Annotated in this window: 26 protein-coding genes; 7 read left to right on the top strand and 19 right to left on the bottom strand. The window is 66.0% G+C overall.

Annotated elements, in window-relative coordinates:
- Positions 1 to 51: 51 nt before the first annotated feature.
- Genes ABG82_RS08845 through ABG82_RS08835 form a run of 3 tightly spaced genes read right to left on the bottom strand, consistent with a single transcriptional unit; the run spans position 52 to position 3534 of the window.
- The gene (locus tag ABG82_RS08845; RefSeq protein WP_043075922.1) at positions 52 to 891 is read right to left on the bottom strand and encodes a transglutaminase family protein; all 840 of its coding nucleotides are present in this window, start codon (positions 889 to 891) and stop codon (positions 52 to 54) included.
- A gap of 1 nt (position 892) precedes the next feature.
- Complete coding sequence (locus ABG82_RS08840) at positions 893 to 1870, bottom strand: alpha-E domain-containing protein (protein ID WP_043076109.1); 978 nt, start codon at positions 1868 to 1870, stop codon at positions 893 to 895.
- Positions 1870 to 3534: a circularly permuted type 2 ATP-grasp protein gene (locus tag ABG82_RS08835; RefSeq protein WP_043075923.1), complete on the bottom strand. Its 1665-nt coding sequence runs from the start codon at positions 3532 to 3534 to the stop codon at positions 1870 to 1872. Before ABG82_RS08835 ends, ABG82_RS08840 begins: the two co-directional genes overlap by 1 nt.
- Before the next feature lie 245 nt (positions 3535 to 3779).
- Here ABG82_RS08835 and rpsT point away from each other — a divergent pair, with 245 nt between their 5' ends.
- Positions 3780 to 4040 (top strand): 30S ribosomal protein S20, encoded by a 261-nt coding sequence (rpsT, locus tag ABG82_RS08830; protein ID WP_043075924.1) that lies wholly within the window; start codon positions 3780 to 3782, stop codon positions 4038 to 4040.
- Between the two features lie 83 nt (positions 4041 to 4123).
- On the opposite strand, the gene holA is transcribed toward rpsT, so the two are convergent.
- The gene (gene holA / locus ABG82_RS08825) at positions 4124 to 5074 is read right to left on the bottom strand and encodes a DNA polymerase III subunit delta (RefSeq protein ID WP_043075925.1); all 951 of its coding nucleotides are present in this window, start codon (positions 5072 to 5074) and stop codon (positions 4124 to 4126) included.
- A gap of 130 nt (positions 5075 to 5204) precedes the next feature.
- Here holA and ABG82_RS08820 point away from each other — a divergent pair, with 130 nt between their 5' ends.
- From ABG82_RS08820 to ABG82_RS08800, 5 genes are all read left to right on the top strand, one after another.
- Positions 5205 to 7058: a hypothetical protein gene (locus ABG82_RS08820; RefSeq protein WP_043075926.1), complete on the top strand. Its 1854-nt coding sequence runs from the start codon at positions 5205 to 5207 to the stop codon at positions 7056 to 7058.
- Entirely contained in the window at positions 7055 to 7213 is a 159-nt protein-coding gene (locus ABG82_RS28570) for a hypothetical protein (protein WP_052510907.1), read from the top strand. Before ABG82_RS08820 ends, ABG82_RS28570 begins: the two co-directional genes overlap by 4 nt.
- Positions 7214 to 7225: 12 nt before the next feature.
- Positions 7226 to 7597, top strand: a complete 372-nt coding sequence (locus ABG82_RS08810; RefSeq protein ID WP_078343596.1) for a hypothetical protein — start codon at positions 7226 to 7228, stop codon at positions 7595 to 7597.
- Positions 7594 to 8919: a hypothetical protein gene (locus ABG82_RS08805; protein ID WP_043075928.1), complete on the top strand. Its 1326-nt coding sequence runs from the start codon at positions 7594 to 7596 to the stop codon at positions 8917 to 8919. The genes ABG82_RS08810 and ABG82_RS08805 overlap by 4 nt, the downstream gene beginning before the upstream one ends.
- 90 nt (positions 8920 to 9009) lie before the next feature.
- The gene (locus tag ABG82_RS08800) at positions 9010 to 10428 is read left to right on the top strand and encodes an FAD-dependent oxidoreductase (protein ID WP_043075929.1); all 1419 of its coding nucleotides are present in this window, start codon (positions 9010 to 9012) and stop codon (positions 10426 to 10428) included.
- Between the two features lie 14 nt (positions 10429 to 10442).
- Here ABG82_RS08800 and ABG82_RS08795 read toward each other — a convergent pair whose 3' ends face one another.
- From ABG82_RS08795 to ABG82_RS08750, 10 genes are all read right to left on the bottom strand, one after another.
- Positions 10443 to 11960: a ComEC/Rec2 family competence protein gene (locus ABG82_RS08795; protein ID WP_043075930.1), complete on the bottom strand. Its 1518-nt coding sequence runs from the start codon at positions 11958 to 11960 to the stop codon at positions 10443 to 10445.
- Positions 11957 to 12763, bottom strand: a complete 807-nt coding sequence (locus tag ABG82_RS08790) for a ComEA family DNA-binding protein (protein WP_043075931.1) — start codon at positions 12761 to 12763, stop codon at positions 11957 to 11959. Before ABG82_RS08790 ends, ABG82_RS08795 begins: the two co-directional genes overlap by 4 nt.
- An 83-nt stretch (positions 12764 to 12846) precedes the next feature.
- Positions 12847 to 13683, bottom strand: coding sequence for a DegV family protein (locus ABG82_RS08785; protein ID WP_043075932.1), 837 nt, complete (start codon positions 13681 to 13683; stop codon positions 12847 to 12849).
- 3 nt (positions 13684 to 13686) lie between these two features.
- Positions 13687 to 14430, bottom strand: a complete 744-nt coding sequence (gene octT / locus ABG82_RS08780; RefSeq protein WP_043075933.1) for a diglucosylglycerate octanoyltransferase — start codon at positions 14428 to 14430, stop codon at positions 13687 to 13689.
- A complete protein-coding gene (gene gpgP / locus ABG82_RS08775; protein ID WP_043075934.1) occupies positions 14417 to 15082 on the bottom strand; it encodes a glucosyl-3-phosphoglycerate phosphatase in 666 nt (221 codons plus the stop codon). Before gpgP ends, octT begins: the two co-directional genes overlap by 14 nt.
- On the bottom strand, positions 15079 to 15480 hold the full coding sequence (rsfS, locus tag ABG82_RS08770; protein WP_043075935.1) for a ribosome silencing factor: 402 nt from the start codon (positions 15478 to 15480) through the stop codon (positions 15079 to 15081). Before rsfS ends, gpgP begins: the two co-directional genes overlap by 4 nt.
- On the bottom strand, positions 15477 to 16145 hold the full coding sequence (nadD, locus tag ABG82_RS08765) for a nicotinate-nucleotide adenylyltransferase (protein ID WP_078343572.1): 669 nt from the start codon (positions 16143 to 16145) through the stop codon (positions 15477 to 15479). The genes rsfS and nadD overlap by 4 nt, the downstream gene beginning before the upstream one ends.
- Positions 16146 to 16177: 32 nt before the next feature.
- Positions 16178 to 17608 carry a vWA domain-containing protein gene (locus ABG82_RS08760; protein ID WP_043075937.1) on the bottom strand — a complete coding sequence of 477 codons (1431 nt, stop codon included), beginning with the start codon at positions 17606 to 17608 and terminating at the stop codon, positions 16178 to 16180.
- Positions 17608 to 18513 (bottom strand): AAA family ATPase, encoded by a 906-nt coding sequence (locus ABG82_RS08755; RefSeq protein WP_043075938.1) that lies wholly within the window; start codon positions 18511 to 18513, stop codon positions 17608 to 17610. The genes ABG82_RS08760 and ABG82_RS08755 overlap by 1 nt, the downstream gene beginning before the upstream one ends.
- Before the next feature lie 13 nt (positions 18514 to 18526).
- Entirely contained in the window at positions 18527 to 19855 is a 1329-nt protein-coding gene (locus ABG82_RS08750; RefSeq protein ID WP_078343571.1) for a glutamate-5-semialdehyde dehydrogenase, read from the bottom strand.
- A gap of 56 nt (positions 19856 to 19911) precedes the next feature.
- Between ABG82_RS08750 and ABG82_RS08745 the strand changes: the two genes are divergently transcribed.
- Positions 19912 to 20778 carry a ribokinase gene (locus ABG82_RS08745; RefSeq protein ID WP_078343570.1) on the top strand — a complete coding sequence of 289 codons (867 nt, stop codon included), beginning with the start codon at positions 19912 to 19914 and terminating at the stop codon, positions 20776 to 20778.
- A 1-nt stretch (position 20779) separates the two neighbouring features.
- On the opposite strand, the gene ABG82_RS08740 is transcribed toward ABG82_RS08745, so the two are convergent.
- The 5 genes from ABG82_RS08740 to obgE all read right to left on the bottom strand — a co-directional run bounded on the left by ABG82_RS08740 (position 20780) and on the right by obgE (position 25498).
- Positions 20780 to 21322, bottom strand: a complete 543-nt coding sequence (locus ABG82_RS08740) for a hypothetical protein (protein WP_043075940.1) — start codon at positions 21320 to 21322, stop codon at positions 20780 to 20782.
- 69 nt (positions 21323 to 21391) lie between these two features.
- Positions 21392 to 22012, bottom strand: coding sequence for a hypothetical protein (locus ABG82_RS08735; RefSeq protein WP_043075941.1), 621 nt, complete (start codon positions 22010 to 22012; stop codon positions 21392 to 21394).
- Between the two features lie 149 nt (positions 22013 to 22161).
- Complete coding sequence (locus ABG82_RS08730) at positions 22162 to 22803, bottom strand: hypothetical protein (RefSeq protein ID WP_043075942.1); 642 nt, start codon at positions 22801 to 22803, stop codon at positions 22162 to 22164.
- A gap of 113 nt (positions 22804 to 22916) precedes the next feature.
- Positions 22917 to 24053 (bottom strand): glutamate 5-kinase, encoded by a 1137-nt coding sequence (proB, locus tag ABG82_RS08725; RefSeq protein ID WP_043075943.1) that lies wholly within the window; start codon positions 24051 to 24053, stop codon positions 22917 to 22919.
- Positions 24050 to 25498, bottom strand: coding sequence for a GTPase ObgE (gene obgE, locus ABG82_RS08720; RefSeq protein WP_043075944.1), 1449 nt, complete (start codon positions 25496 to 25498; stop codon positions 24050 to 24052). The genes proB and obgE overlap by 4 nt, the downstream gene beginning before the upstream one ends.
- Between the last annotated feature and the right edge of the window lie 10 nt (positions 25499 to 25508).

Here is a 25508-nt window from a genome sequence, read left to right as displayed (position 1 = left end):
TATTACTCTTCTTGCCAGACACCTGTGCAATAACCGGCTTTTCTGCCACGTTTAGGCGAGTCGTGTTACTTCGACCACAACATCCAAATCGGTAGATCCGCCGCCCGAGTAGATGCCCTTGAGAGGACTAACGTCCGAATAGTCTCGGCCAACGCCGACGGTGACGTACTGCTCGTTGATTTCGCTGTCATTGGTGGGGTCGTAGTCCCACCAGCCACCGGCCCAGCCCTGAATCCAGGCGTGACTTTGGCCATCCACGGTCTCACCCACCGCCGCATCCGCCTTCGGATGCAGGTAGCCAGACACATAACGCGCCGGGATACCCATGCTGCGCAGCAGCACCAGGGTCAGATGCGCGTAGTCCTGACAGACGCCCTTGCGCTCCCGCAAGGCGTCCAGGGCCGAGGAATGTACGCCCGTGGTCCCCGGCACGTAGTCCAGCTCCGAGTGCACCCACTGGGAAGCCGCGACGATGGCCTCGGCCGGACTCGCGTCCTTGGCGATCTTCTTGCCGACCGATTGCACCTTCTTGCTGTGCGGGACGTAGGCGGTCGGCGACAGGTACTCGTCGAATCGGTCGATCACCGCCGTGGTGTGCACCTCGTCCCAGCCCGCCTCCTCCTCGGGCTTCTCGGCCACATCGGTCTCGACCACCGACAGCCCCGTCACCTCCAGTTCGGTATGCGGGGCGTGCAGATCGAAAGTCGTGACCGCGGTACCCCAGTAGTCCACGTACCGATACGAGCGGGTCGCCGGGACAGTCTCCACGCGATTCAGGATGACGTTCTGCCGCCCGTCGCTGCGCGGCGTCAACCGCGCCTCGTTGTAGGAGGCGGTCACCGGTGTCTTGTACGCATACCCGGTGGCATGCACGATGCGCAGGCGCCACATGTCAGACCTCGCCTTCCTCGATGGGCTCCAGATCGTGCGCGCCACCGGCATCGGACCACGCCACCCACGGCGCGGCGTGGAAGTACTGCAACGCCACCGCCTCACCCAGCTCGCGGCACGTCTGCTGCAGCCCGGCCAATCGGGTGGGCAGATCCTCCAGCAGCACACCCGGTCTCATGAACTCCAGCTCACTGCGGGCACGGCCCAGCAACCGTTGCGCCTCGGCGCGCGCGCCGACCCGGCTGTGCGGCCGGTGATCCAGCTCATCCAGGCTCAGCTCCGCCTGCCGCAACGAATGGAACACCGAACGTGGGAACAACCGGTCCAGCAGCATGAACTCCACAACCCGGTTGGCATCGAGCACACCGCGGTAGGTGCGCAGGTACGTGTCGTGCGCGCCCGCGCTGCGCAGCAGTGTTACCCAGGCTGGTGACGAGGCCCGGTCGCCGACACGCGAGAGCAACAGTCGCACAGTCATATCCACCCGCTCGATGGACCGGCCCAACACCAGGAACCGGTATCCGTCATCGCGGCTCAGGGTGGAATCGGCAAGTCCCGCGAATTGGGCGGCACGACCCTCGACGTAGGTGAAGAACTCGTGCGGGCCCAGCCTGCGGGCCGCGCGTTCGCGGTCCGGCAACGCGTTGTACGTCGTGTTGAGACATTCCCACATCTCGGTGGAGGTCACTTCGCGTGCGCCACGGGCATTTTCGCGAGCAGCCGAGATGGAGTCGACGATCGACCCACCCTGCACTCCCCTGCTGAACGCGACAAGCTCGGTCAGCGACCACACGTCAAGCACGGTGTCCGGCGCGTCGATACCCAGCACGCGCAGCAGGACGCGCGAGGCATGGTCGGGGTCCACGCTCGCGTCTTCCAGCAGCTGATGCACCGTCACATCGAGGATGCGCGCGGTGTCATCGGCGCGTTCTACGTAGCGGCCAATCCAGTACAGCGACTCCGCGTTTCGGGCCAGCATCAGCACCACCGACCCTGTTGTTGCTGCTGCTGCTGTACATGGTGCTGCTGCAGTCCCGCGGTGGCGGCCTCGGGTCCCTGCTCGACCTCGGCGGGCTGCGGCAGCTCGGAAACCAGCTCGGCGCCCGCCAGCTCACGCTCGGCGACCGAGGCCCGCGAGGCCAGCACCCAGGTGTCCTTGGATCCGCCGCCCTGACTGGAGTTCACCACCAGCGAGCCCTCCGGCAGCGCCACCCGGGTGAGCCCGCCGGGCAACACCCAGACATCGTCACCGTCGTTGACCGCGAAGGGGCGCAGGTCTACGTGCCGGGGCACCAGTTGGTCGTCGATCTTGGTGGGCACCGTCGACAACTGCACGACCGGCTGAGCCACCCAGCCACGCGGATCGGCCCTGATCTTCTTCGCGATCGCGGCCCGCTCCTTCTCCGAGGCGTCGGGACCGAAGACGATCCCGTATCCCCCGGAACCTTCGACGGGCTTGATGACGAGGTGCTCGAGGCGGTCCAGCACTTCCTCGCGTTCCTCGTCGAGCCAACATCGGAAGGTATCCACGTTCGCCACAATGGGTTTCTCGCCGAGGTAGTACTCGATGATGGTCGGCACATAGGTGTAGACCAGCTTGTCGTCGCCCACCCCGTTACCGACCGCGCTGGAGATCACCACGTTTCCGGCACGTGCCGCGTTGAGCAGGCCGGCAACCCCGAGCACCGAATCGGGGCGGAACTGCATCGGGTCCAGGTAGGTGTCGTCGATGCGGCGATAGATCACGTCGACCTGACGCTCGCCTTCGGTGGTGCGCATGTAGACCTGGTTGTCGCGGCAGAACAAGTCGCGGCCCTCGACCAGCTCGACGCCCATCTGGCGGGCCAGCAGCGAGTGCTCGAAATACGCGGAGTTGGCCACGCCCGGTGTGAGAACGACCACGGTGGGATCGGCCTCGTTGGTGGCCGCCGACTTCCGCAATGCCCGCAGCAGGTGCGAGGAATAGTCGTCCACCGCCCGCACCCGGTGGGTGGCGAACAGGTCGGGGAAAACCCGCGCCATGGTGCGGCGGTTCTCCATCACATAGGAGACACCCGACGGTGACCGCAGGTTGTCTTCCAGCACCCGGAAGGTGCCCTGGGCGTCCCGGACCAGGTCGATGCCCGCGACATGGATGCGCACCCCGTTGGGCGGGTTGATCCCGGCGGCCTCGCGGTGGAAGTGCTCGCAGGAGGTGACCAGCCGGCGCGGGATCACCCCGTCACGCAGGATCTCCTGATCGCCGTAGATGTCGGCGAGATACATCTCCAGCGCCCGGACCCGCTGGGCGATGCCCCGCTCCAGCCGCGACCACTCCGCGGCGGCGATGACGCGCGGCACCAGGTCCAACGGAAACGGGCGTTCCTGGCCTGACAGCGAGAACGTGATGCCCTGATCGATGAACGCCCTGCCCAGGGCGTCGGCGCGCGCGGCCAGGTCGGCGGCGTCGGTGGGCGCCAGCTCGGCGTAGATCCCCTTGTAGGGGCCGCGCACGTTCCCGTCGGCGTCGAACATTTCGTCGAAGGCCTTGGAGTAGGCCCCCTTCTCGGACACCAGTTCGCGGTATCCGCCGAATATCTGGTCGTCGCGCCGGGTTAGCCGTGGCGTTGCCGCCGTGCGTGCCGGGCGCCCCGAGTTCGGCATCACTGTTCGCAGGCTCACGTTGCCTATGCTGCACCAACTTGCCGGATTCGGCAGTGCGTGCGCGCGTATCGCCGATACTTGCTGGCTACCTGAACGCAATCTTGTGTTGTGCGCTACGCCGCCGGTTTCAGGTTTTGGCGGTTCCCCTGGTAGTCTCTTCCCTTGCGGCGCTGCTCAGCTGCCCCGGGTCAAATGACCTGGAGGCCTGCCGCCCCACCAGACGATTTACCGAAGGATTTAGACGCGTGGCCAATATCAAGTCGCAGGAAAAGCGCATCCGCACCAACGAGCGTGCCCGGTTGCGCAACCAGGCGACCAAGTCGTCCCTGCGTACTGCCATTCGCGGCCTGCGCGACGCGATCGCCGAGGGCGACAAGGAGAAGGCGGGCGAGCTGCTCGTCTCGGCCAGCCGCAAGCTCGACAAGGCCGTCACTAAGGGCGTCATCCACAAGAACCAGGCCGCCAACAAGAAGTCGGCGCTCGCCCTGGCTCTGAACAAGCTCTGATTCTTTCTTTCGATCAACGCCGAGTGTGAGCGCTACCGCGCACACTCGGCGTTTTTCGTGCCCTCAGACTCACACTCGACGGGCTAGTTGTTCACCAGTTCGGCTACCTTGCGTACCGCCGATTCCAGCGCGTAGTCGGCGTCGGCCGCCGCGCCCTTCACATCGGCGTTGAGCGCCGCCACCACCCGCATCGCCTCGGCCACCGCGTCACGCGTCCAGCGACGCGCCTGCTTCTGAGCCTTCTCGATACGCCACGGCGGCATGCCAAGCTCCGAGGCGGCGGCGTACGCATTCTGTTTGATGGGCCCCACCCGCGCGATGGTGTGAACCGCCTCTGCGAGCGCATCGGCGAGCAGCACGTGCGGAACACCCCGCTGCATCGCCCAGCGCAGCGCTTCCGTGGAACCGGCGACGTCACCCACCACCGCCTTGTCGGCGATATCGAACCCGGAGACCTCGGCACGGCCGGAGTGGTAACGGCGCACCGCGGCCCCGTCGACATTGCCATCGGTGTCCGATACCAATTGCGAACAGGCAGCCGCCAATTCGCGAATATCGGAGCCGACGGCGTCGATCACGATGGCCACCACATCGGCGTCCACCTTCTGCCCCAGACGGCGAAATTCCTTGTGCACGAAATCGGCCCGCTCGGCGGCCTTGGTGATCCGGGCACAGTCATGGACGGCGGCGCCGAGTTTTTGCAACGTGGCCGCCAGCGCCTTGGCGCGGCCGCCGCCCGAATGCTGCACGATCAGAAAGGTTCCCGGCGGCAGCTCGGTGGCCGCCTGTTCGATGAGGGTGACGGCATCCTTGCCCGCCTCCGCGGCTGCCTCGATGACGATGACGCGCTCATCGGAGAACAGCGAGGGACTCAGCAGTTCGGCCAATTCGGCCACATCCACCTGACCCGCGCGCAGCCGATTGACGGGGATCTCCGCGCTTGCCTTGCCCCGCACCGCCTGGAGCACGGTGGTCACCGCCCGCTCGACCAGTAGTTCTTCGTCTCCCAGGATGAGGTGCAGCGCATCGGTCACCCGTTGATCGTCCCATGGCCCGGCGACAGCACGTTTTGGCACGTACCCCTGTTTGAGCGGACGAATTCTGGAAACATTGCCCGCCAGCACGACCGGCTGCTCCCTACTCAACCGACAGGATGGCGAGCCCATGACTACACAATCTCTGCGCATCGTCGCGGCGGCCACCGAAGGCGGCGGGGCCGCGCTTGATCAGGTGATCGGGATGTCTGTGGCCGCCACGATCGTCTCGGTGGGCCTGTTGTGGATCGGCTATCTGCACCGTCAGCGACGCATCACCTGGTTGCAGAACCTGGCCGACAAGGTGGGCAACAAGTTCAATCGGCCACCCTGGGTGGCCCTTCAGATCTGTCTGTTCGTCACCACCATCGTCGCCGCGCTCTTCGGTTTCATTTGGGACGTCAGCCTGCACATCGGCAAGGGCCGCGACGCGGGCCCGCTGGCCAACCCCGCGCACTACTTCATCTTGTTCGGGTTGTTCCTGCTGTTCATCGCCGGCACGCTGGCGATGGTCCTGCCCTACGACAAGCCCGGAGCGGCGGCGGTGCGGATCACGCGCACCTGGTACGCGCCCGTCGGTGGCCTGCTGATGGCCATGTGCGGCCTCTACGCATTGATCGGATTCCCGCTGGATGACATCTGGCACCGCATCTTTGGCCAGGACGTTACGCTCTGGGGCCCCACCCACCTGATGCTGATCGGCGGCGCCGGACTATCGCTGGTATCCGTGCTGATACTCGAGTATGAGGGCAGGCGCGCCATCGGTTTCAGCGCGGATGACGACACACGTTTCGTGAAGTTCTTGCGTTACTTGTCCTTTGGCGGGTTGTTCATCGGCCTTTCGGTGTTCCAGATCGAATACGACTTCGGTGTCGAACAATTCAGGCTGGTGCAGCAGCCCATGATGATCGCCGCAGCGGCCGCCTTCGCCGCGGTGAGTGCGCGCGTCGTAATGGGGCGCGGCGCCGCGATCATCGGCGCCGCGCTGGCGATCGTGCTGCGGGGAGCCGTGTCGTTGCTCGCGGGACCCATCCTGGGCGGACCGACAAGCTGGTTCGCGCTCTACCTCGGACCGGCAGTTGTCGTAGAACTCATCGCGCTGACCCCGCTCATCAAGCGGCCCATACTGTTCGGGGCCATCGCCGGTCTCGGGGTGGGGACGGTCGGCCTGTGGCTGGAATCGCTCTGGATCGGCGCGGTCTATCGCTATCCGTGGCCGGTGAGCATGTGGCCGGAGGCGCTTGCCATGTCGGTGCCGAGCGCCATCGCCATGGGAGTCTGCGGCGCGCTGCTGGGCGTGGTGCTCACCGGCCGGCCGCTGCCCAAACGCTCCCTCAGCATCACGGCGGTGGTTCTCACGGTACTGATCCTGGGCGCGGCAGTTGCCAACGGCCTACGCACCGAGGTGCCCGAACATGCCACCGCCACAATCGCATTGACCGACCTGTCCAATGACGGCGGGAAGCGGATGGTATCGGCGGACGTGGTGATCAATCCGCACGATCTCATCAGCGATGATCCCGAGTGGGTCACGATCCTGTCGTGGCAGGGCGGCTTGGCCAACGATCACGGCTTGGCGATCGACAAGCTGCACAAGATCAGTGCGGGCCACTACCGATCCACTCAGCCCATCCCGGTATACGGCTCGTGGAAGACCCTGCTGCGTGTGCAGGACGGCAGCACCATGACGGGGGTGCCCATCTTCCTTCCTGCCGACCCCGGCATCGGCGCACCGGAGACGCCCGCGCTGGCGTCCAGCACCAGGCCGTTCACCCAGGAGCTGACGATCCTGCAGCGCGAACGCAATCAGAACCATCCGTCTTGGCTGTTCGAGGTGGCCTCGCTGGTGGTGCTGTTCTGCACCCTGGTGTTGATCGCCGTGTTGAGCTGGGGCGCCGGGCGTATCAACGGCACCGAAACGCGCAGCGACAGTGACGCATTGCCGACACCGGGCCCTAAGGAGCCGGTGCCGCACGGCCCATGACCGTCGCATATCTGGCCGATCATTCATTGCTCTTGGCGCTGCCCGCCTTCGCGCCCGCGGTCGTGGTGGCGGGCGTCGTCATCTGGGTGGCGATGCGGGACCGCCGCCGGGGGGACGAGGACGATCTGGCCGACAACGAAGAAGACCCCGACTAGGAGGAACCAATGATGATCAGAGGCCTTGCCGCAATTGCCGCCGCCACCGCCGTGATCTGCGGCGGCTGTAGCACGTCACCGCAGACCCCCGCCGCCGGATCCGGCACGCCGTCGCCTCAGCTGGCGGTCAATGTCAGCATCAAGGGCGGGGCCGTCACTCCGACGAATGCCACGCTGTCCGCGCGGGTGTCCGAGCCCATCGTGGTACACGTCGACAGCGATGCCGCCGACGAGCTGCACGTGCACTCCACCCCCGACCACAGCTTTGAGATTCAACCCACGAACGCCCAGACATTCGAGTTCACCGTCAATGTGCCGGGCAAGGTCGACGTGGAACTGCACAAGCTGAAGAAGACCATCGCCACCATCACCGTGCAGCCGTGACGAACGATCGGGCGACGACGGTGCTCGCCCACGGGCTGGGCGGTTCGTCCGATCTTCCCGTCCCCTACACCTACGCGCTGATCGGTGCGGCGTGGGCGCTGACGTTCACCTTCGCCGTGGTGGCACTGGCATGGAAGAAGCCCAGGTTCGACCCCGCCCGGGCGGGGCGGCCGCTACCGGCCTGGTGCACGGCTGCCGTCGACGCACCCGCCACCCGGTGGGCGGCCACCGCGGCGGTACTTGCGGCGACTGCCTGGATCACCGCCGCTGCGGTGCTCGGCCCGCAGGACGGCAAGAACGCACTGCCGGGTGTCTTCTATGTGCTGCTCTGGGTGGGCCTGGTGACCGTCTCACTGTTCTTCGGTCCGGCATGGCGGGTGCTGTCACCCGTCCGTGCCGTGTACCGGCTGCTGCCGCTCTCCAGACGGCCTGCGCCTCTGAAATACCCACGGCGGTGGGGATATTGGCCGGCAGCGGCGGGACTGTACCTGTTCGTCTGGCTGGAACTGGCCAGCGCCGACCCGGGATCGCTGGGGGCGGTGCAGGTCTGGCTGTTGACCTATCTGACGCTCACCCTCGCCGGCACACTGGCCTGCGGCACGCGCTGGTGCGCGCGCGCCGATCCGTTCGAGGTGTACAGCATGGTGGCCTCGCGGCTATCACCCCTGCGGCGCAACGCCGATGGCCGCATCGCGATCGGCAATCCATTCGATCATCTACCGTCGCTACCGGTTCGGCCGGGCATCGTGGCGGTGCTCGCGGTGCTGCTGGGCTCGACCGCGTTCGACAGCTTCTCGGCGATGCCCGAGTGGCGCGGATTCGTCGATGAGCTTGCCGGTGGCTCCACGGCGGCGGCCGTGGCGATCCGTACCGCCGGGCTGACCGTGTTCGTGATCGTGGTGGCGACAACGTTCTGCCTGGCCGCCCGCGCGACCGGTGGTGTCGACAACACCACCCGGCGCGATCTGCCGGGCCTGCTCGCGCACTCGTTGATCCCGATCGTGATCGGCTACGTGTTCGCGCACTACCTGACATACCTCGTCGAGCGCGGACAGCAGACCGTGCTGCGGCTCGCCGACCCGTTGGGGCGGGGATGGCTCTCCGGCATCGATGTCTCGTATGCCCTGTCCATGCACCCGTCGGTGCTCTCGACGCTCAAGGTGGGATTCGTGCTCGCCGGGCATATCGCGGGCGTGGTCGCGGCGCATGATCGGGCCCTGAAGGTCCTACCCAAACGGCATCAGGTGACCGGACAGCTGGCGATGATGCTGGTGATGGTCGGCTACACCTTCACCGGGTTGTACCTGCTGTTCGGGGGCTGAGGTTGACCAGAGAGAAATCCGAATCTAAGGCAATTCTAAGAAATTAAGAGATAAATAAGAGTAGGGTGCATCGAGACGAAAGGATCAGCGATGACACCTGAAGTTCGGGACCACAGAGATCACGCGGTAGTCCTCGGCGCCGGGATGGCGGGACTGCTGGCAGCCAGGGTGCTGTCCGAGTCGTATACATCGGTCACGGTGGTCGAACGCGACGAGTTGAAGAACGGTGCCGCTCCCCGCAGCGGGGTGCCGCAGGGGCAGCACATTCATATGTTCATGAGTTCCGGCACTCAGAGGTTGGAGCAGCTGTTTCCCGGAATCCTCACCGAGCTACGAATCGATGGCGCAACGGTCTGCGACGAGGGCGATCTCTCGCGCATCCGGATGATGATCGGACCCGACGAGATGTTCAATCGCGCGGGGAAGTTCAGCGATCCGGAAACCTTCAAGCTCTATCTCGCGACCCGGCCGTTCCTGGAATTTCATGTACGCCAACGTGTTCAACGTCTGGGGAACGTGAAATTCCTGGATGGGCACGATGTCATCGAGCCCATGACCGCCGAGGAACGCGTCACCGGCGTCCGGGTCGCGCGGCGATCCACCGGCCTGGTGACCACCCTCATCTCGGACCTAGTGGTGGACGCCACTGGCCGCACTCCGCGCACCCAGACGTTCCTGGATCGGCTCGGCTTTGCCCGTCCAGCCGAAATCCGGGCGATGTCACCGGTGACGTATGCGAGCCAGCTGCTGCACGTTCCCGAGGACTGCGACCTGGACAAGCTCACCTTCCTCAACGCCGCGCCCGGTCACCCGTTCGGCGGGGCGATCGCGCGCTGTGAGCACGACACCGTCATGCTGACCCTGGGCACGTTCGATCTCGCTGAGCCGCCCCGCAGCTTCACCGAAATGATCTCCCTCGCTGAACGATTCGCACCTCACGAGGTGGTGGAGGTGCTACGCACGGCCGTGCCGGTGGGTGATGTCCACAACTTCTGGTACCGCGACGCGTTGTGGCGCCGCTACGACCAGATTGCGCGGTTCCCTGAGGGCCTGCTGGTAATCGGCGACGCCATCTGCAGCTTCGACCCCATCCGGGGCCAGGGTATGACGATGGCGGTGCTGGAGGCGGTCGCGCTGCGTGACTGCCTCTTCGAGGGTGACGCCGGCCTGGCACACCGCTATTTCCACACCGTCGGCCGGCGCATCCAGACGGTGTGGCAACAGAACCGGTTGGCAGCGCCGCTGACCACCGCGGCCCCCGACAGCGCGAGCATCGGCCAACGTGCCGCGTGGAAACTGCTGAGGTGGTGGTCGAGAAAGATGCTGATCGCTGCGCGCAACGACATCCGGATCACCGAGACGATCCTGCGTGTCAACAACATGCACGAATCGCCGCTCTCGATGCGGCGGCTCGCTTTCGTGTTACGGGTGTTACGTCACTGCTGGCGCAGTCCCGACGCCCCCGCTACGCAAGCACCTGAACGCCAACTCGCACTTTCCGGGGTGTAGCGCCCGGTGGCCGGCTAGCTTGCCAGTCTCGCCGAGATCACCAGTGCGAGCACGCACAGCGCACCGGCACAGGCCAGACCGCGGAACCACCGACGGCGCCACAACCACACCGAAATGCCAACCAGCGCAGCGGTAAAAGCGAAACCGGCCGCACCGGATGGCACCGGCAACGCCGTGGCGCCCCCAGCCGAGGTGCACTCGGCGACCTGTAGCAGCCACCACAGTTCCGGGCCGCAAAACCTCACCAACAGCCCGGCAACCCATGGTGAGAGGACGGCCAGTGCGGCCGCCGCGGTTCCGAGAATGGTGATGGGCGCGATCACCAACCCCGCCAGCACGTTCGCTGCCACGGAGGCCACACTGAAGCTGCCGGAGATCGCGGCGATCAGCGGCGCGGTCACCACCTGCGCCGCGACCGCGACACACAACGCGTCGGCCAACGGTTTGGGCCAGCCGCGCTCTGTCAGGCGCCCCGACCAGCGCGGTGCGATAACCACCAGCGCCGCCGTCGCAGACACCGACAGTGCGAAGCCGATATCGACGGCCAGCCCCGGCGACACCGCGAACAGCACCAAAATCGTTGCCGCCAGGGCGGGTATGGCCTGACGGCGGCGCGCGGTCAGCAGGCCCAGCAGACCGACCGCACCCATCACCGCGGCACGCAACACGCTCGGTGACGGCCTCACCACGATGACGAACCCGACAAGCACGAGCCCCGCCAACACCACCGAGGTGCGCAGTCCGACCAGACGGCCCAGCAGCAGCACGGCCCCGCACACGATGGAGACATTGGCCCCGGAGACCGCCATCAGATGCGTGAGTCCCGCTGTCCGAAATGTCGCGACGGTCTGCGCGTCGAGGGCACTGGTGTCACCGAGCACCAGCCCCGGCAACAGCGCGGCTTCGTCAGCGGGCAGCGCGTTTCGCGAGACTTCGACAAACCGATCACGAATACCGTTGGCCACGTTCTGCGTAGATGACGTACCGACAACATGGGTGTCCCCCGCCACCGTGAGCATGGCCACCGTGAGGTCACGCCGGGCCGGGCGCGCGATCGCCGCGCGCGCCTGCACGGTGTCCCCCACCCCGACCGCGCCCAGCAGTGCGGAAGAGCCGAACACCACCACCGAGCCCGTCATCGCCTGCGCCGGATCACCCAGGGCGACAAGGTCGGCACGCATCATCGCGCGGCCACCCGCGACGATCTTCGGATCATCGGTCACCCTCAGCTGCACCACCGCGATCTGCCCGATCCGGGAGCGCAACGGGTGACTGTGTACCCCGTGCTGGCGTATCGCGGCGGCCACCGAGAAACCCACCCCGGCAATGAGAACGGCCGTCGCCCCGGCGACGGCGGCTCTACTCATCCGATGACGACTCAGCCGCACGCCGATCATCGTGATGCCCAGTACGGCGGCCACCACATAACCCACTGACCAGAGAATCCCCGTGGCGGTGACGGCCCAGGCGGCGAGTGCGGGCGGCACCAGCCGCAAATCCAGAAGCGGCTCACCGTCATCGGTCGACCTCACAGCACGACGAGAGCCCGCAGCTTATCGAGCCGCGAAGGACCGATACCGTCCACTTCCGCGAGCTGATCGATGCTGGTGAACTTCCCATGCTCGGTGCGCCACCGCACGATCGATGCCGCCATGACCGGGCCCACGCCGGGAAGCGCATCCAACTCCGATTCCGTTGCCGTGTTCAGATTTACCCGTCCAGATCCGCCCGGCGCTTTGGTGCCGGCGCCCCCGGCCGGGACTTGTCCGGCGGCAACGATCGAACTCGCCATCCCCATGGGCTGGCCAGGTACCGGCGAAAGGCCGACCACAATCTGATCGCCATCGACGACCGGCCTGGCCATGTTCAGGGTGATCACATCGGCGCCCTCGACCGCTCCCCCGGCCGCCGTCACCGCGTCGGCAACCCGCGCACCGGTGGCCAGCGTGACCAGCCCAGGGCGCTTGACCAGACCGACCACACTGATGACCAGGGAGCTCGGCGCCGATACCGAGCTCGACGACACAGGTTGTACCGGCGGCAGATTGGCACTGACGGGGGCAGGCGGCTGACGCATCACCGTGAAGATCGTCACCAGCACTGCCAACACACCGATCGCTCCCAACGCGACCACACCGGCACGGCCGGGGTCGGTTCGGACGGACTCCAGCCAGCCACGTGTACCGCCGGTCGTCAGAGAGTCAGGGAGCCAGCGCAACGACGACTCCGACTCGGGGCCGAGCGCGTTCCCTACGAAATCCTCGTCATCCTCAACATCGTCGTCACCCTCACGGTCGCCCGCTGCCAGACGCCTGCGCAACAGCTCGGATTCCATGTCTCGACGCTAGAAAGCGGTACCGCCGAGATCCAGTGCCGGACCGGCAATTGTGGATCAATACGAGGTTGTGGACAAACCCGTCAGTCCACCGGTTCCGCGCATACCCCAACAGCACCCGGACCCACATGCACCGCAAGCACCGGACCCATCTCCGAGATCACCGGATCATGCGCGGTGACCAGCCGCGAGCACACCAGCTCGTTCACCTTCTCGGCCGTTTCGGTGTTATCCACGTGGTGGATGGTCACCGAGACTCGACGCTCACCCACGAACTCGACGATGTTGTCGACCATCGCCCCGATCGCCTTGGTCGCGGTCCGGACACGCTGAGCAAGAACCAGCTTGCCCTCGTCATCGATCTGCAGCACAGGTTTGAGCGCGAGCGCGGTACCGAGCCACGACGAAGTGGCGCTGATGCGTCCGCTGCGCCGCAAGTGGTCCAGTTTGTGCACCACCATGACGCACCGGCTGCGCCCCACCGCGTCCCGCGCGGCCTGGTAGGCGGCGCTCAGATCGGCACCGGCGGCCGCCGCTCGTGCCGCGGCCAACGCGACGAAGCCGCTGCCCATCGCCGCCGACCGCGAGTCGACGACATGGACCTGTTCGCCGCACTCACGCGCCGCCTGCTCAGCCGCCTCAAACGTGCTCGACAGCCGCCCGGACAAATGGACCGCGACCACGCCATCGCCGCCGCTGTCGATCAGCGCCTGCCGATACACCTGGGTCAGCTCGGCGGGCGAGGCGCCGGCAGTGGTGGCACGGCCCCGCTCATATACCGAGGCAGGAATGGGATCCACCCCGTCCCGGAGGTCCTCGTCACCGGTCAGTATGTGCAAGGGCACCAGCCGGATACCCAACATCTCGGCGTCTTGCGGTTGCAGTCGCGCTCCCGAATCCGTCACCACCACAACCGGCATAAATCACCTAGTCCCGAGCTCAGGCAGCACAGACTGCAGCGCGTCAATCATCAATTCGGCAACGCGTTCATGGGCGACAAAGTTCCAATGAATCCCATCCGGATTGCCCCGGCCCGAGAAAATCTCCTCACCGACGCCCTCCTTCAGGTCGACCACCGGCATCTTGTGTTCGGACGCCCACGCCGTGATGGCCGAGGCGGTAGCCTCCCTGCCCGAGTGGACACGGCCATACGACTCCGCGATGTGCACCGACGGCAGCGATGCCACCATGGGCAGCCCTGGACGGTTGAAATCGAGTGCACCACGCGTCTTTTCAAGATATTCCACGGTGAGCTTGGGCGGCAGCGCAACGCGCGCGATCGGCGACAACCGGGGCTGCAACCAGCCGTAACCGTCACGGACCCAGCCGCGCAGCGTGGCGGGCCGGATCAGCCGAATGGATTCGCGTAGTGCCGTCGGCAGCGGCGACGGCAGTGAGTCCATGCCCCCGGTCGCGAAGATCACCGCGCCGGCGCTGGGCACGGCGGCCCACGCACGCGGGTCCTGTATCGCGGCCCACCACACGTCTCGGGACGTCCAGCCGATCCGCGCGATCAGCTCCAAATCCCAATCAAGCTTCTTGGCAACGATATTGGGCCAAATCCTGGGGTCGCTGGCGGGCAGCCCGCCGGTCGGCCCGTAGTAGGACAATGAGTCGGCGAAGACCAGTAGCTTCTTACGCTCGGCGCCACTCTCAGAGGACGTCATTGGTCACCTGGGCCGAGGCATTCCACACATCCAGGCGCCAACGGATGTCGTCGAAGCCCGCGCCCTCGGCTGAATGTCCGCCCAGCTGAACCCAGCTCGCGTTGCCCATGCCGCCGAGCACAGGCCAGTTGCTCACATCCAAGCGCAGCAGCGCCGCGGTCAGCGCGGCGATCAGGCCTCCGTGCGCAACCAGCACCACGGGATGATCGCGCTCATCGGTGCCCCAATCTGGCACCGACTCAACGAGTTCGGCAACGACAGGCACGCTGCGGTTGGCCACATCAATGCGGCTCTCTCCCCCGTGTGGCGCCAGCGTCGCGTCATCACGCCAGGCGGCACGGGCACCCGGGGCGATGGCGTCCACCTCATGGTGTGTCAGCCCCTGCCAGTCGCCCAGATGCGTCTCTCGCAGGCGCTCATCGACGGACACCCCGACGTGGCAGCGATCTGCCAGCGCCGTCGCGGTGTCGTATGCACGCTGTAGATCCGAGGAGACGATGGCCAGCGGGAGCCGCTTGGCCAACACCTCGGCGGCGGCAACGGCCTGGGCCCGGCCCAGATCCGACAGTCCGGTGTCGAGCTGGCCCTGCATGCGGCTGTCGGCGTTGAAGGTTGTCTGCCCATGCCGTAGCAGCACCAAGCGCCGGATCACGCGCCCTCCTCCGCGTCCGTGGCGTACTCGGCCGGCAACGCGTCCAGGTCGACGGGAATGGTCGGGCAATCGCGCCAAAGACGTTCCAGCGCATAATAATTACGTTCTTCCTCGTGCTGCACATGCACCACGACGTCCACGTAGTCCAACAGCGTCCAGCGTCCTTCGCGCCCACCCTCACGGCGCACCGGCTTGTGACCGGCCCGGCGCAGAACCTCCTCGACCTGGTCGACGATGGCGTTCACCTGACGCTCATTGGCAGCCGACGCGATGACGAAACAGTCGGTGATGACCAGTTGTTCGGATACATCAATGACGACGACGTCGGCGGCGAGCTTGGAAGCGGCGGCTTGCGCCGCCAGTGTGGCCAGCTCGACGGCTTCTGCGGCGGCGGTCATGCTGGGCCTCCCTGCTCTCCGTTGTTTTCGCTGTACAAGCGGTGTTTTGCGACATACTGCACGACACCGTCGGGCACCAAGTACCAGATCGGTCGTGCCTGACCTGCCCTGATTCGGCAGTCGGTCGATGAGATGGCGAGCGCGGGCACTTCGACCAGCGACAGGCCGTCGGACGGAAGCTCGGCGTGGGCGATGTGATCCGAACTCAGTTCGTATCCGGGCCGGTTGACCCCTATGAACGTGGCCAAGGTGAACAGCTGCTCCCAGTTCTCCCACGACAGGATCGATGCCAGCGCGTCCGCGCCGGTGATGAAGTACAGATCCGCGCCGGGATTGGCGTCTCGCAGATCGGTGAGGGTGTCGACGGTGTAGGTCGCCCCTCCGCGGTCGATATCGGCTCGGCTCACGGTGAACCGCGGATTCGATGCGGTGGCGATCACGGTCATCAGATAGCGGTGCTCCGCGGGGCTGACCTTGCGCCCCTGCTTCTGCCATGGCTGACCGGTCGGTACAAAGATGACCTCGTCGAGTTCGAATCGGTCGGCGACCTCGCTGGCGGCAACCAGGTGACCGTTGTGGATGGGGTCGAACGTCCCACCCATCACGCCAAGTCGTCGTCGCTGCGATGAGCCGCTCGCGCGAAGAACATCGGGGTCAGAGTGCACGAATTGCCAGCTTACTGGAGTGATAGGCCACGCTAAACCGGCAGCAGGTTATCGATCACCGCGGCCAGCTGCTTGGCCGAGCGACATTCGTGCATGGTGATGGCGTCTTGGTAGCGCTTGGCGGCCGAGTCACCCGTCCCCCAGTGGTTCTTGGGCTCGGGATTGAGCCAATGCGCGTGACGGCTGGAGGACACCATCGACGACAACACCTCCACGGCAGGGTTGCGGTAATTGGTGCGGCCGTCCCCCAGAATCAGCAGCGCACTGCGCGGGGACAACACCGTCGGGAACTTCTCCACGAACGTCTTGAACGCATGTCCGTAGTCACTGTGCCCGTCACCGGTGAAGACCTGTGCTTCGCGGGTGATCCGCACGATGGCCTCGGCCAGGTCGGTGTCCGGCGTGAACAGGTGAGTCACCTCATCGGTGGTGTCGATGAAGGCGAAGACGCGTACCCGGGAGAACTGTTGCCGCAGCGCGTTCACCAGCAGCAGCGTGAAATGTGAGAACCCGGCGACCGATCCCGACACGTCGCACAGCACCACCAGCTCGGGCCGCGCCGGGCGGGGTTTTTTCTGCACGACATCGATCGGCACCCCACCGGTGGACATGGATTTGCGCAGGGTGCGGCGCAGATCGATCTGGCCGGTATGAGCGCGCCGGCGCCGGGCCGCGAGGCGGCTGGCCAGCATGCGCGCCAGTGGGTGCACCACGCGGCGCATATTGCGCAGCTGTTCTCCCGAGGCACGCAGGAACTCGACGTTTTCGGCAAGCTGCGGCACCCCGTACCCGGTCACGCGTTCGCGCCCGAGCTGTTCCGCGGTGCGGCGCTTGGTCTCCGCCTCGACGAGCTGGCGCACCTTCGAAATACGTTCCTTGGCAATTGCTTTCGCGACAGCTTGATCCGTGGGCGAGGCCGCGGAGTCATCGTCTCCGCCGCCGAGTAAGCCGGCCAACAGCTTGGCCTCGATCTGGTCCAGGGACAGCGATTTCATGGCCTGGTACGCCGAGTAGGAGGTGCCACGGGTGGAGTTGTACTTCCCGTAAGCCTCCACGATCTGAGCGATCAACGCGTTCAGTGGTACGTCACCGGCATCGGAAGCCAACAGATCCACCAGCTCGTCGCGCACCTGCTCGATGTCCCGAATGTCCAGAGGTATCGATTCCTCCGAATCCACCTCAACGAAGCGCGCACCGAGCGCCGGCGGGAACCAGAGGTCGAACAACACATCGAACGTGGGGCGGTGATCGGCGCGGCGCAGCAGCGCACAGGCCAAGCCCTCGCGCAGCTCGGCGCGGCTCTGCAAGCCCAGTACTGTCAGCACCCGGCCCGCGTCCACCGTCTCCGATGGACCCACCGAAATACCTTGTTCGCGTAGTGCTTCCACGAAGCCCACCAGGTGGCCCGGCAGACCGTGCGGTGCGAGGGGCAGCACCGCCTTGGGGGGCCTACGCGCGGGCATCAGTTCAGCCTCAGCTCTCCTGCGGCCCGCTGCTGATCGGAGTGATGTTTGAGAATCACGCCGAGCGTCGATGCGATGACGGCATCGTCCAGGGTGTCCAGGCCGAGCGCCAGGATGGTGCGGCCCCAATCGATGGTCTCGGCCACCGAGGGCACCTTTTTGAGCTGCATGTTGCGCAGCACGCCGATGATGCGCACCAGCTCCTCGGCCAGCGACGCGGGCAGTTCGGGCACCCGTTTGAGCAGGATGCGCCGCTCCAGCTCGGCATCGGGAAAATCGATGTGCAGGAACAGGCAGCGCCGCTTGAGCGCTTCGGAGAGCTCGCGGGTGGCATTGGAGGTCAACAGCACGAAGGGCTTTCGGCTGGCGGTGATGGTGCCCAGCTCGGGGATGGTGACCGCGAAATCACTGAGCACCTCCAGCAGCAGGCCCTCGATCTCGATGTCGGCCTTGTCGGTCTCATCGATCAGCAGCACCGTGGGGTCTTCGCGGCGAATCGCCGTCAGTAATGGCCGGGACAGCAGGAACTCCTCGGCGAAGACGTCGGTCTTCGTCTCATCCCAGTCACCCGATCCGGCCTGGATCCGCAGGATCTGCTTGGCGTGGTTCCATTCGTAGAGAGCGCGCGCCTCGTCGACCCCCTCGTAGCACTGCAGCCGCACCAGCCCGGAGCCGGTGGTTTGCGCCACCGCCCTGGCCAACTCGGTCTTACCCACACCCGCCGGACCCTCCACCAGAAGTGGCTTACCCAGCCGGTCTGCGAGGAATACCGCTGTCGCCGTGGCGGTGTCGGCGAGGTAGCCGGTCTCTGCCAAACGCGCGGTGACATCGTCGATGCTCGTGAACAGCGGCGCGGTCTGGGTTCGGGACTGCGATGAGCCGCTCGGGCGAAGAGGATCAGACACGGTGCTCCAGGGGTTAGACGGGACGGATCTGACCGTCGCCGAGGACGATCCACTTGGTGGTGGTCAGTTCGGGTAGCCCCATCGGGCCACGGGCGTGCAACTTCTGGGTGGAGATACCGATCTCGGCACCGAAGCCGAATTGCTCACCGTCGGTGAATGCGGTCGAGGCGTTGACCATGACGGCCGCGCTGTCCACCCTGTCGGTGAACTCCTGGGCCGCACCGAGATTCGCGGTGACGATGGCGTCGGTGTGCCCGCTGGAGTACCGGTCGATGTGGCGGATGGCGGCATCGAGGTCGTCGACGACAGCGGCCGCGATATCCAGCGACAGATACTCGGTCTCGAAGTCCTCCTCGGTCACCGGAACCACACCCGGCACGGAAAGATCGGCGTGCACGGTGACCCCCGCGGCCTGCAGGGCTCCGATCAACCGTGGCACGGCGACATCCGCGATGGCCCGATCGATCAACAGCGTCTCAGCGGCATTACACACGCTGGGCCGACGAGTCTTGGAGTTCAACACAATCCGCTCCGCCAACGCGAGATCGGCTTCGGCATGCACATATACGTGGCAGTTACCCACACCGGTTTCAATGGTCGGCACCTGCGCGTCACGCACCACCGCGTCGATGAGGCCGGCCCCACCGCGCGGTATCACCACATCGACGAGACCGCGCGCCTGGATGAGATGGGTGACAGTCACCCGGTCCTGGCTGTCCAGCAGCTGCACGGTGTCGGCGGGCAGCCCGGCGGCGACCAGCGCCTCACGCAGCACCCGTACCAGCTCGGCATTGGACGTGGCGGCCGACGAACTGCCGCGCAGCAGCACCGCGTTACCCGACTTGAGGGTCAGCCCGAAGGCATCCACGGTGACGTTCGGGCGCCCCTCATAAACCATGCCGACAACCCCCAGCGGCACCCTGATCTGACGCAACCGCAGGCCGTTGGGACGGGAGGAGCCGCGCAGGATCTCACCCACCGGATCGGGCAGACCGGCGACTTGGCGCAACCCGGTGGCGATGCCGCCGATCCGGCCGGCGTCGAGGGCCAAACGGTCGAGCATCGCCTCCCCGATGCCGGCTTCCCGTGCGCGCCGCAGGTCATCGGCATTGGCCGCGATGATCGAATCGGTGGCAGCCACGAGAGCATCGGCCGCGGCAAGCAGCGCGGTGTTCTTGGCATCGGAGGTCAGTCGCGCCAGAGCGCGCGCCGCGACCCGCGCCCGCCGCGCGGCGTCATGAACATGCGCGCGCAGGTCTGATTTCGCAGGCGCTTCGGCCCCCGGGACGGGCGTCACCGACCCCGCGATTCCAGGAGCCAACTCGTTGGTTGAAACGCTCATCGTGTCAGGGTATCCGGGTGTCCGAAATGAAGCTGCGCCAGGACTAACCTAGGCGGGTGACTGAGTTAGCCACGGTATGCGTCCTCGGTAGCGTCAACATGGATCTGACGTTGCGGGTAGACGAGCTGCCCGCCCCCGGAGCGACGGTACTGGCGACGTCGGCCATGCCCGCTCCAGGAGGTAAGGGCGCCAATCAGGCGGTGGCAGCGGCGCGCGCGGGCGCTGCGGTGCAGTTCATCGGCGCGGTCGGCTCCGACGGTGCCGCACCGATACTGCGATCGCACTTGGCGGACAACAACGTTGGCCTGGACGGACTCGTCGAGGTTGAGGGACCCAGCGGAATGGCCACCATCACCGTGGAGGACTCCGGCGAGAACTGCATTGTGGTGGCGCCGGGCGCCAACAGCGCCTTCACCCTGGACGAGAAGGTACACAAGGACATCATCTGCTCGCATGATGTGCTGCTGTGCCAGTTGGAAATCCCGGTGCAGGTGGCACTGACCGCTGCCCGATGGGCCGCCGCGGCCGGAAAGCAGTTCGTGCTCAACGCTTCTCCGGTACCCGAGCGCTCGCCTGATCTGGCGGAACTCGCCTTTCGCGCGAGCGTGGTGGTGGTCAACGAGACCGAGGCCCGATCCTGGTTGTACCCGTCGCGGCATCTGGTCACCACCCTGGGCGACGAGGGGTCGCGCTATCGCGGCCCGCACGGTGAGATCACGGTGCCGTCGTATCCGGTGCGGCCGCTCGACACCACCGGCGCCGGCGATGTCTTTGCCGGTGTACTGGCGGCCTGGTGGCCGCACGGCGCGGAGACCGCCCTACGACGTGCGAATGTGGCCGGCGCGCTGGCCACGCTGCGCTCGGGAGCCGGAAACTGTGCGCCGACTGCCGCGCGGATCGAGCTATCGCTCAAGGGGGCGTAAGTCAGCGAACGGTGATCACCGGGTTGCAGTAACGCCAGGCGTCACGCTCGTAGGTCAGGTACCAGTCGGACGTGGTGGTCTTGGGCGAATCATTGCCCCACACCGACGATGTGGTCACCGTGACCGTGGCGTTCTTGGCCTCGATGACGTTGATCTTGTCGATGTTGGTCACCGTCAGATGCGCGTTCTCACGCACCACCTGCACCGAGGCCTGCCGGAAGGCGGCGGCGTCCTTGCGCTTGGCCGCGTCGAGGAGCTGATCAAGCGTTTCCTGGGAGAGCTTGGGGAATTTGGCGTACAGGTCGCTGGGCTTGACGAAGTCATCCCAGGTAGGGATCCGCGACTCGCTGTTCGCGGTCTCCCGGTCACGGTACTTGTCGCAGGTCAAGTCGCCGATCTTGTTGGTATCGACGTCGTTGTACGCCTTCTCCCAGGCCCGCACATGCTCGGTTACCGCCTCACGGTTGGGTGCGGCGTGCGCCGCGGGCGCGCCAAGGGCAGCCAGCGCGCCAACCGCCGCCGTGACGGCGAGCATTCGGTTCATGGTTCCCTCCCCTGGCTACAGTGCGTCACACGACGTTATCGCCGTGTAGCCCGGTGTGCGTTACGTCGGCTAGCTGCGGGCACCCGGCGGGTTGCAGTCCAGCCACTTGCCGTTTTCCTTCACGAACTTGACGGTCTGCTGCTCACTTTTGGCCGGCTTGTCACCACCGGTCGTGGTGGTCACCGTCAGCTCCGCGGTGGCCTGGTCGCCCTTGATTTCGATGTCCTGAACTTCAGCCTTGACCACGATGAGCGACTTCAGCAGGTTGCGCATCGCCGTCTGATAGGCCGGCTCGTCCTGATTGACCAGACTGTCCACCACCGCACTGATGACATCGGGCGGCACCGTCGGGAATTTCTGCGACAACAATCCACGCAGCGCGTCGCCCGCGCCGGGCGCGGTGGCGATCTCCGGCGGAACGATCTCGTTCATCGCGGGGATGGGCGGTCCGCTCTGCGCCGTGGTGTCCCGATATTTGGCGCACTTGGTTTCGGCCAGCTTGGCGAAGTCGAAATTCGCGGCATAGGTGTTTTGCTGTTGAACCAGGTCATTGATCTGCTTCTCATCATGCACCGTGGCCAGCGCCTCGGCGTTGGGCTGACCGTCACCATCAACGGTTCGCGAACAACCCACACCGCCCAGCAACAGGGCCCCCACCAGCGCCGCTCCGGCCCATCTCCGGCAAACCATTACTACCCTCGCTCGTATAGATCACTTGCCTGCGAGCTAATTTCTATCAGTACAGATCAGCTCGTGCACCCTCACCGAGCAAACCTACCAGCCGGCGCGCCATGGAAATCGCGTTCGCCAGCGGCCCGGGCAGCCTTTCGGCAGACTGACTACTCGCCCGCCAGCGAGGCGTCCAGCAGGCCCTGGCGCCCCTGGCCGACGACGATCCCCTGCACGTTGTCCTGCTCGGGCACGGCGGTGCAGTCCTTCCACTCGTGGTCCTCACGAATCAAGTCCCAGCGCTGATTGCTGCTGTTGCCATCGACGCGGACGGCCACGACGGCCTGCGCTTTCTCGCCGGTGACGTCGACGCTCTTGACCCGATACGACAGCTTCGCGAACGAGCTCGACCACAGCTGGTGCCACGCGGCGTCCACCTCACCCTGGTCGGCGTCGGTGACCGCCTGCACGAACGCCTCGACGGCGGCACTGGACGCCATCGGGAAGATCTCTTTGGTCTTGGCGCGCAGTTTCTTGGCACTGGCGCCCTCGAGCCGGGTGACATCCGGTGGCGAGAACATCTGGCTGTGATCGGCCTCCACCTTGTCCCGGTAGTCCGTGCAGTAGGTGGCGGCGTACGCGGCGGCGTCAACGGCTTGCAGTGCCGTCAGCTGGCCGGCGATCAAGCTTCGAATTTGGGTCTCGGCGGTGTCGGGTGCGGCGTGTGCCGTCACCGTCACGCCGAATAATCCCAACATCAGTGCCACCGCGCTCACACAAGCGCTGACGATCCCCGCACTCCGGCCTGCCATGTGATCCCTCCCGCACCAAGCCCGGGGCACGCCCCCGAAGCTGTGAACCAGCTGAACGTTTCTATCAGGCGGGGTTGCGATGTGCCACTGTTTCGGGCAACTGCGCGAAGCGATCAGGTTACAAGGTCGTCGGCGTGTACGGCAGGGCGCCGCAGGTCCTCGGGAAGTTCGTTGGTGGAGCGGCCCAGCATCGTCGCCAATTCGGCGACGTCATAAGCGACCACGCCCCGGCCGACCATAGTGCCGGCAGCGTCGCGAAGCTCAACGACATCGCCTCCGTGGAAGCGCCCGGACACCTCGGTGATCCCGGCCGGCAGCAAGGAGCGGCGCGACGCCACCACCGCACGCACCGCGCCGGCGTCCAGCGTCAGCGAGCCGGTGGCTTCGGCGGCGTAACGCACCCAGAACTTGCGGGCCGACATGCGCTGCGGCCGCGCGGCGAAAACTGTTCCGCACGAGCCGTCGCCGAGTGCCGCCGCCGCCTCTGTCGCCGAGGCCAACAACACCGGGACACCGGCGTCGGAGGCCAGCAGCGCCGAGGACAGCTTCGAGGCCATTCCCCCGGTGCCACGTGCCCCGCCGGGGCCGGCGATCACGTCGGCCAGGTCCTCGGGTCCACTGACGTCAGAGATGAAGCGCGCATTACCCTTTCGCGGGTCAGAGTCATAGAGACCGTCGATATCGGAAAGCAGCACCAGCGCGTCGGCACCCACCAGATGTGCGACGAGCGCCGAGAGTCGGTCGTTGTCTCCGAAACGAATCTCGTTGGTGGCCACGGTGTCGTTCTCGTTCACGATGGCCACCGCGTGCAGTGCCGTCAACCTGTCGAGGGTGCGTTGCGCATTGGTGTGATGCACGCGCATCGAAATGTCATGTGCGGTCAGCAGTACCTGGCCCACGGTGCGCTCATAGCGCGCGAAGGCCGCGCTCCAGGCGCCGATGAGCGCGACCTGGCCCGCACTGGCCGCCGCCTGTTTGGTGGCCAAATCTGTTGGGCGCTTGGTCAGTCCGAGCGGCACCATACCCGCCGCGATTGCCCCGGAGGACACGATCACCACATCGGATCCGGCCTTCATCCGGCCCTCGATGACCTCGACGAGGTACTCCATCCGGTCGGCGCTGAAGGTCCCCGACTCATCGGTGAGCGCCGCGGTCCCGACCTTCACCACGACGGTGCGCGCCGATCGAATTGCTTGGCGCGCCTGCGCACCCGCGCTGGATGTCGCCGACTTCGCGGCTCCGGAACTCACTCGGGTTCCACTTGCCCGCGGCGCACCCGTCGGGCCTGGCGGCGCTCGGCCGCGCCTACTCGATCGATCTTGTCGATACGCGCGTCGGTGCCGCGCCCGCTCAGGGTCACGTCAACGCCCGCCGGCGTCTGCGGCTCCCAATCGAACGTCATCTCACCGATGGTGACGGCACAACCGGGCTGCGCACCGAGCTTGAGCAGCTGGTCTTCGACACCCAGGCGGGCCAGTCGGTCGCCCAGATAACCGACGGCCTCGTCGTTTTCGAAATTGGTCTGGCGAATCCAGCGTTCGGGGCGCACACCACGCACCACAAAGCCACCGGGGTTGTCCGGATCCGGAGAGACGGTGAATCCACTCTCATCGACAGGGATGGGCCGGATCACCGGACGGGTCTTGACGGGTTCGGGCCGGGCCGCGCGGGCCGCCTCGATCATCTCCCACAGCGCGAATGTCAACGGCCGCAGTCCGTCCCGGGTCAACGTCGACACCTTGAAGACCGGCCAGCCACGCTTAGAGACCTCTTCGGTGACGAAGTCGGCAAGTTCGTCGGCCTCGGGCACGTCGATCTTGTTGAGCACTACCGCCCGGGGCCGATCGGCCAAATCGCCGAGCACAGAATCGGCTTGCAGTGTGGGCTGGTACCGCGCCAACTCGTCTTCCAGCGCGTCGATATCGGAGACGGGATCGCGGCCGGGTTCCAGCGTCGCGCAGTCGACGACGTGGACGAGCACCGCGCAGCGCTCGATATGCCGCAGGAATTCCAGGCCCAGGCCGCGCCCATCGGCGGCACCGGGAATAAGCCCAGGGACATCAGCCATCACGAAGGAGTTCTCGCCGGTGGTCACCACTCCGAGATTGGGCACCAGCGTGGTGAACGGGTAGTCGGCGATCTTCGGCTTGGCGGCCGAAAGCACCGAGACCAGCGAGGATTTACCCGCCGACGGGAATCCGACCAGACCCACATCGGCGACAGTTTTCAGTTCCAGCGTGAGGTCGACTTCGGCGCCCGCCTCGCCCAGCAAGGCGAATCCGGGTGCCTTGCGGGCACGAGATGCCAACGCCGCATTGCCCAATCCACCGCGGCCACCCGCGGCGGCATCGAAGCGCGCGCCCGCACCGACCAAATCGGCAAGGATGCGACCGTCATCATCGAGGACGACGGTGCCGTCGGGCACCCTGAGAATCAGGTCATCGCCGTTGGCGCCGTTGCGGTGGGCTCCCATGCCCTGAGTGCCGTTGGGCGCCTGCACATGCGGATGGAAGTGAAAGTCCAGCAGGGTATGCACCTGCGGATCCACCTCGAGGATCACGCTGCCGCCACGACCGCCGTTTCCACCGTCGGGCCCGCCGAGCGGCTTGAACTTTTCGCGGTGTACCGAGGCACAGCCGTGACCGCCGGTACCTGCCTTGGCATGGATGACAACGCGGTCAACAAAACGAGGCATCTGGGGCCTC

Origin of the sequence: Mycobacteroides immunogenum (genome assembly GCF_001605725.1) — a bacterium.
GTDB lineage: Bacteria > Actinomycetota > Actinomycetes > Mycobacteriales > Mycobacteriaceae > Mycobacterium > Mycobacterium immunogenum.
This window is presented reverse-complemented; position numbering and strand designations above follow the sequence as displayed.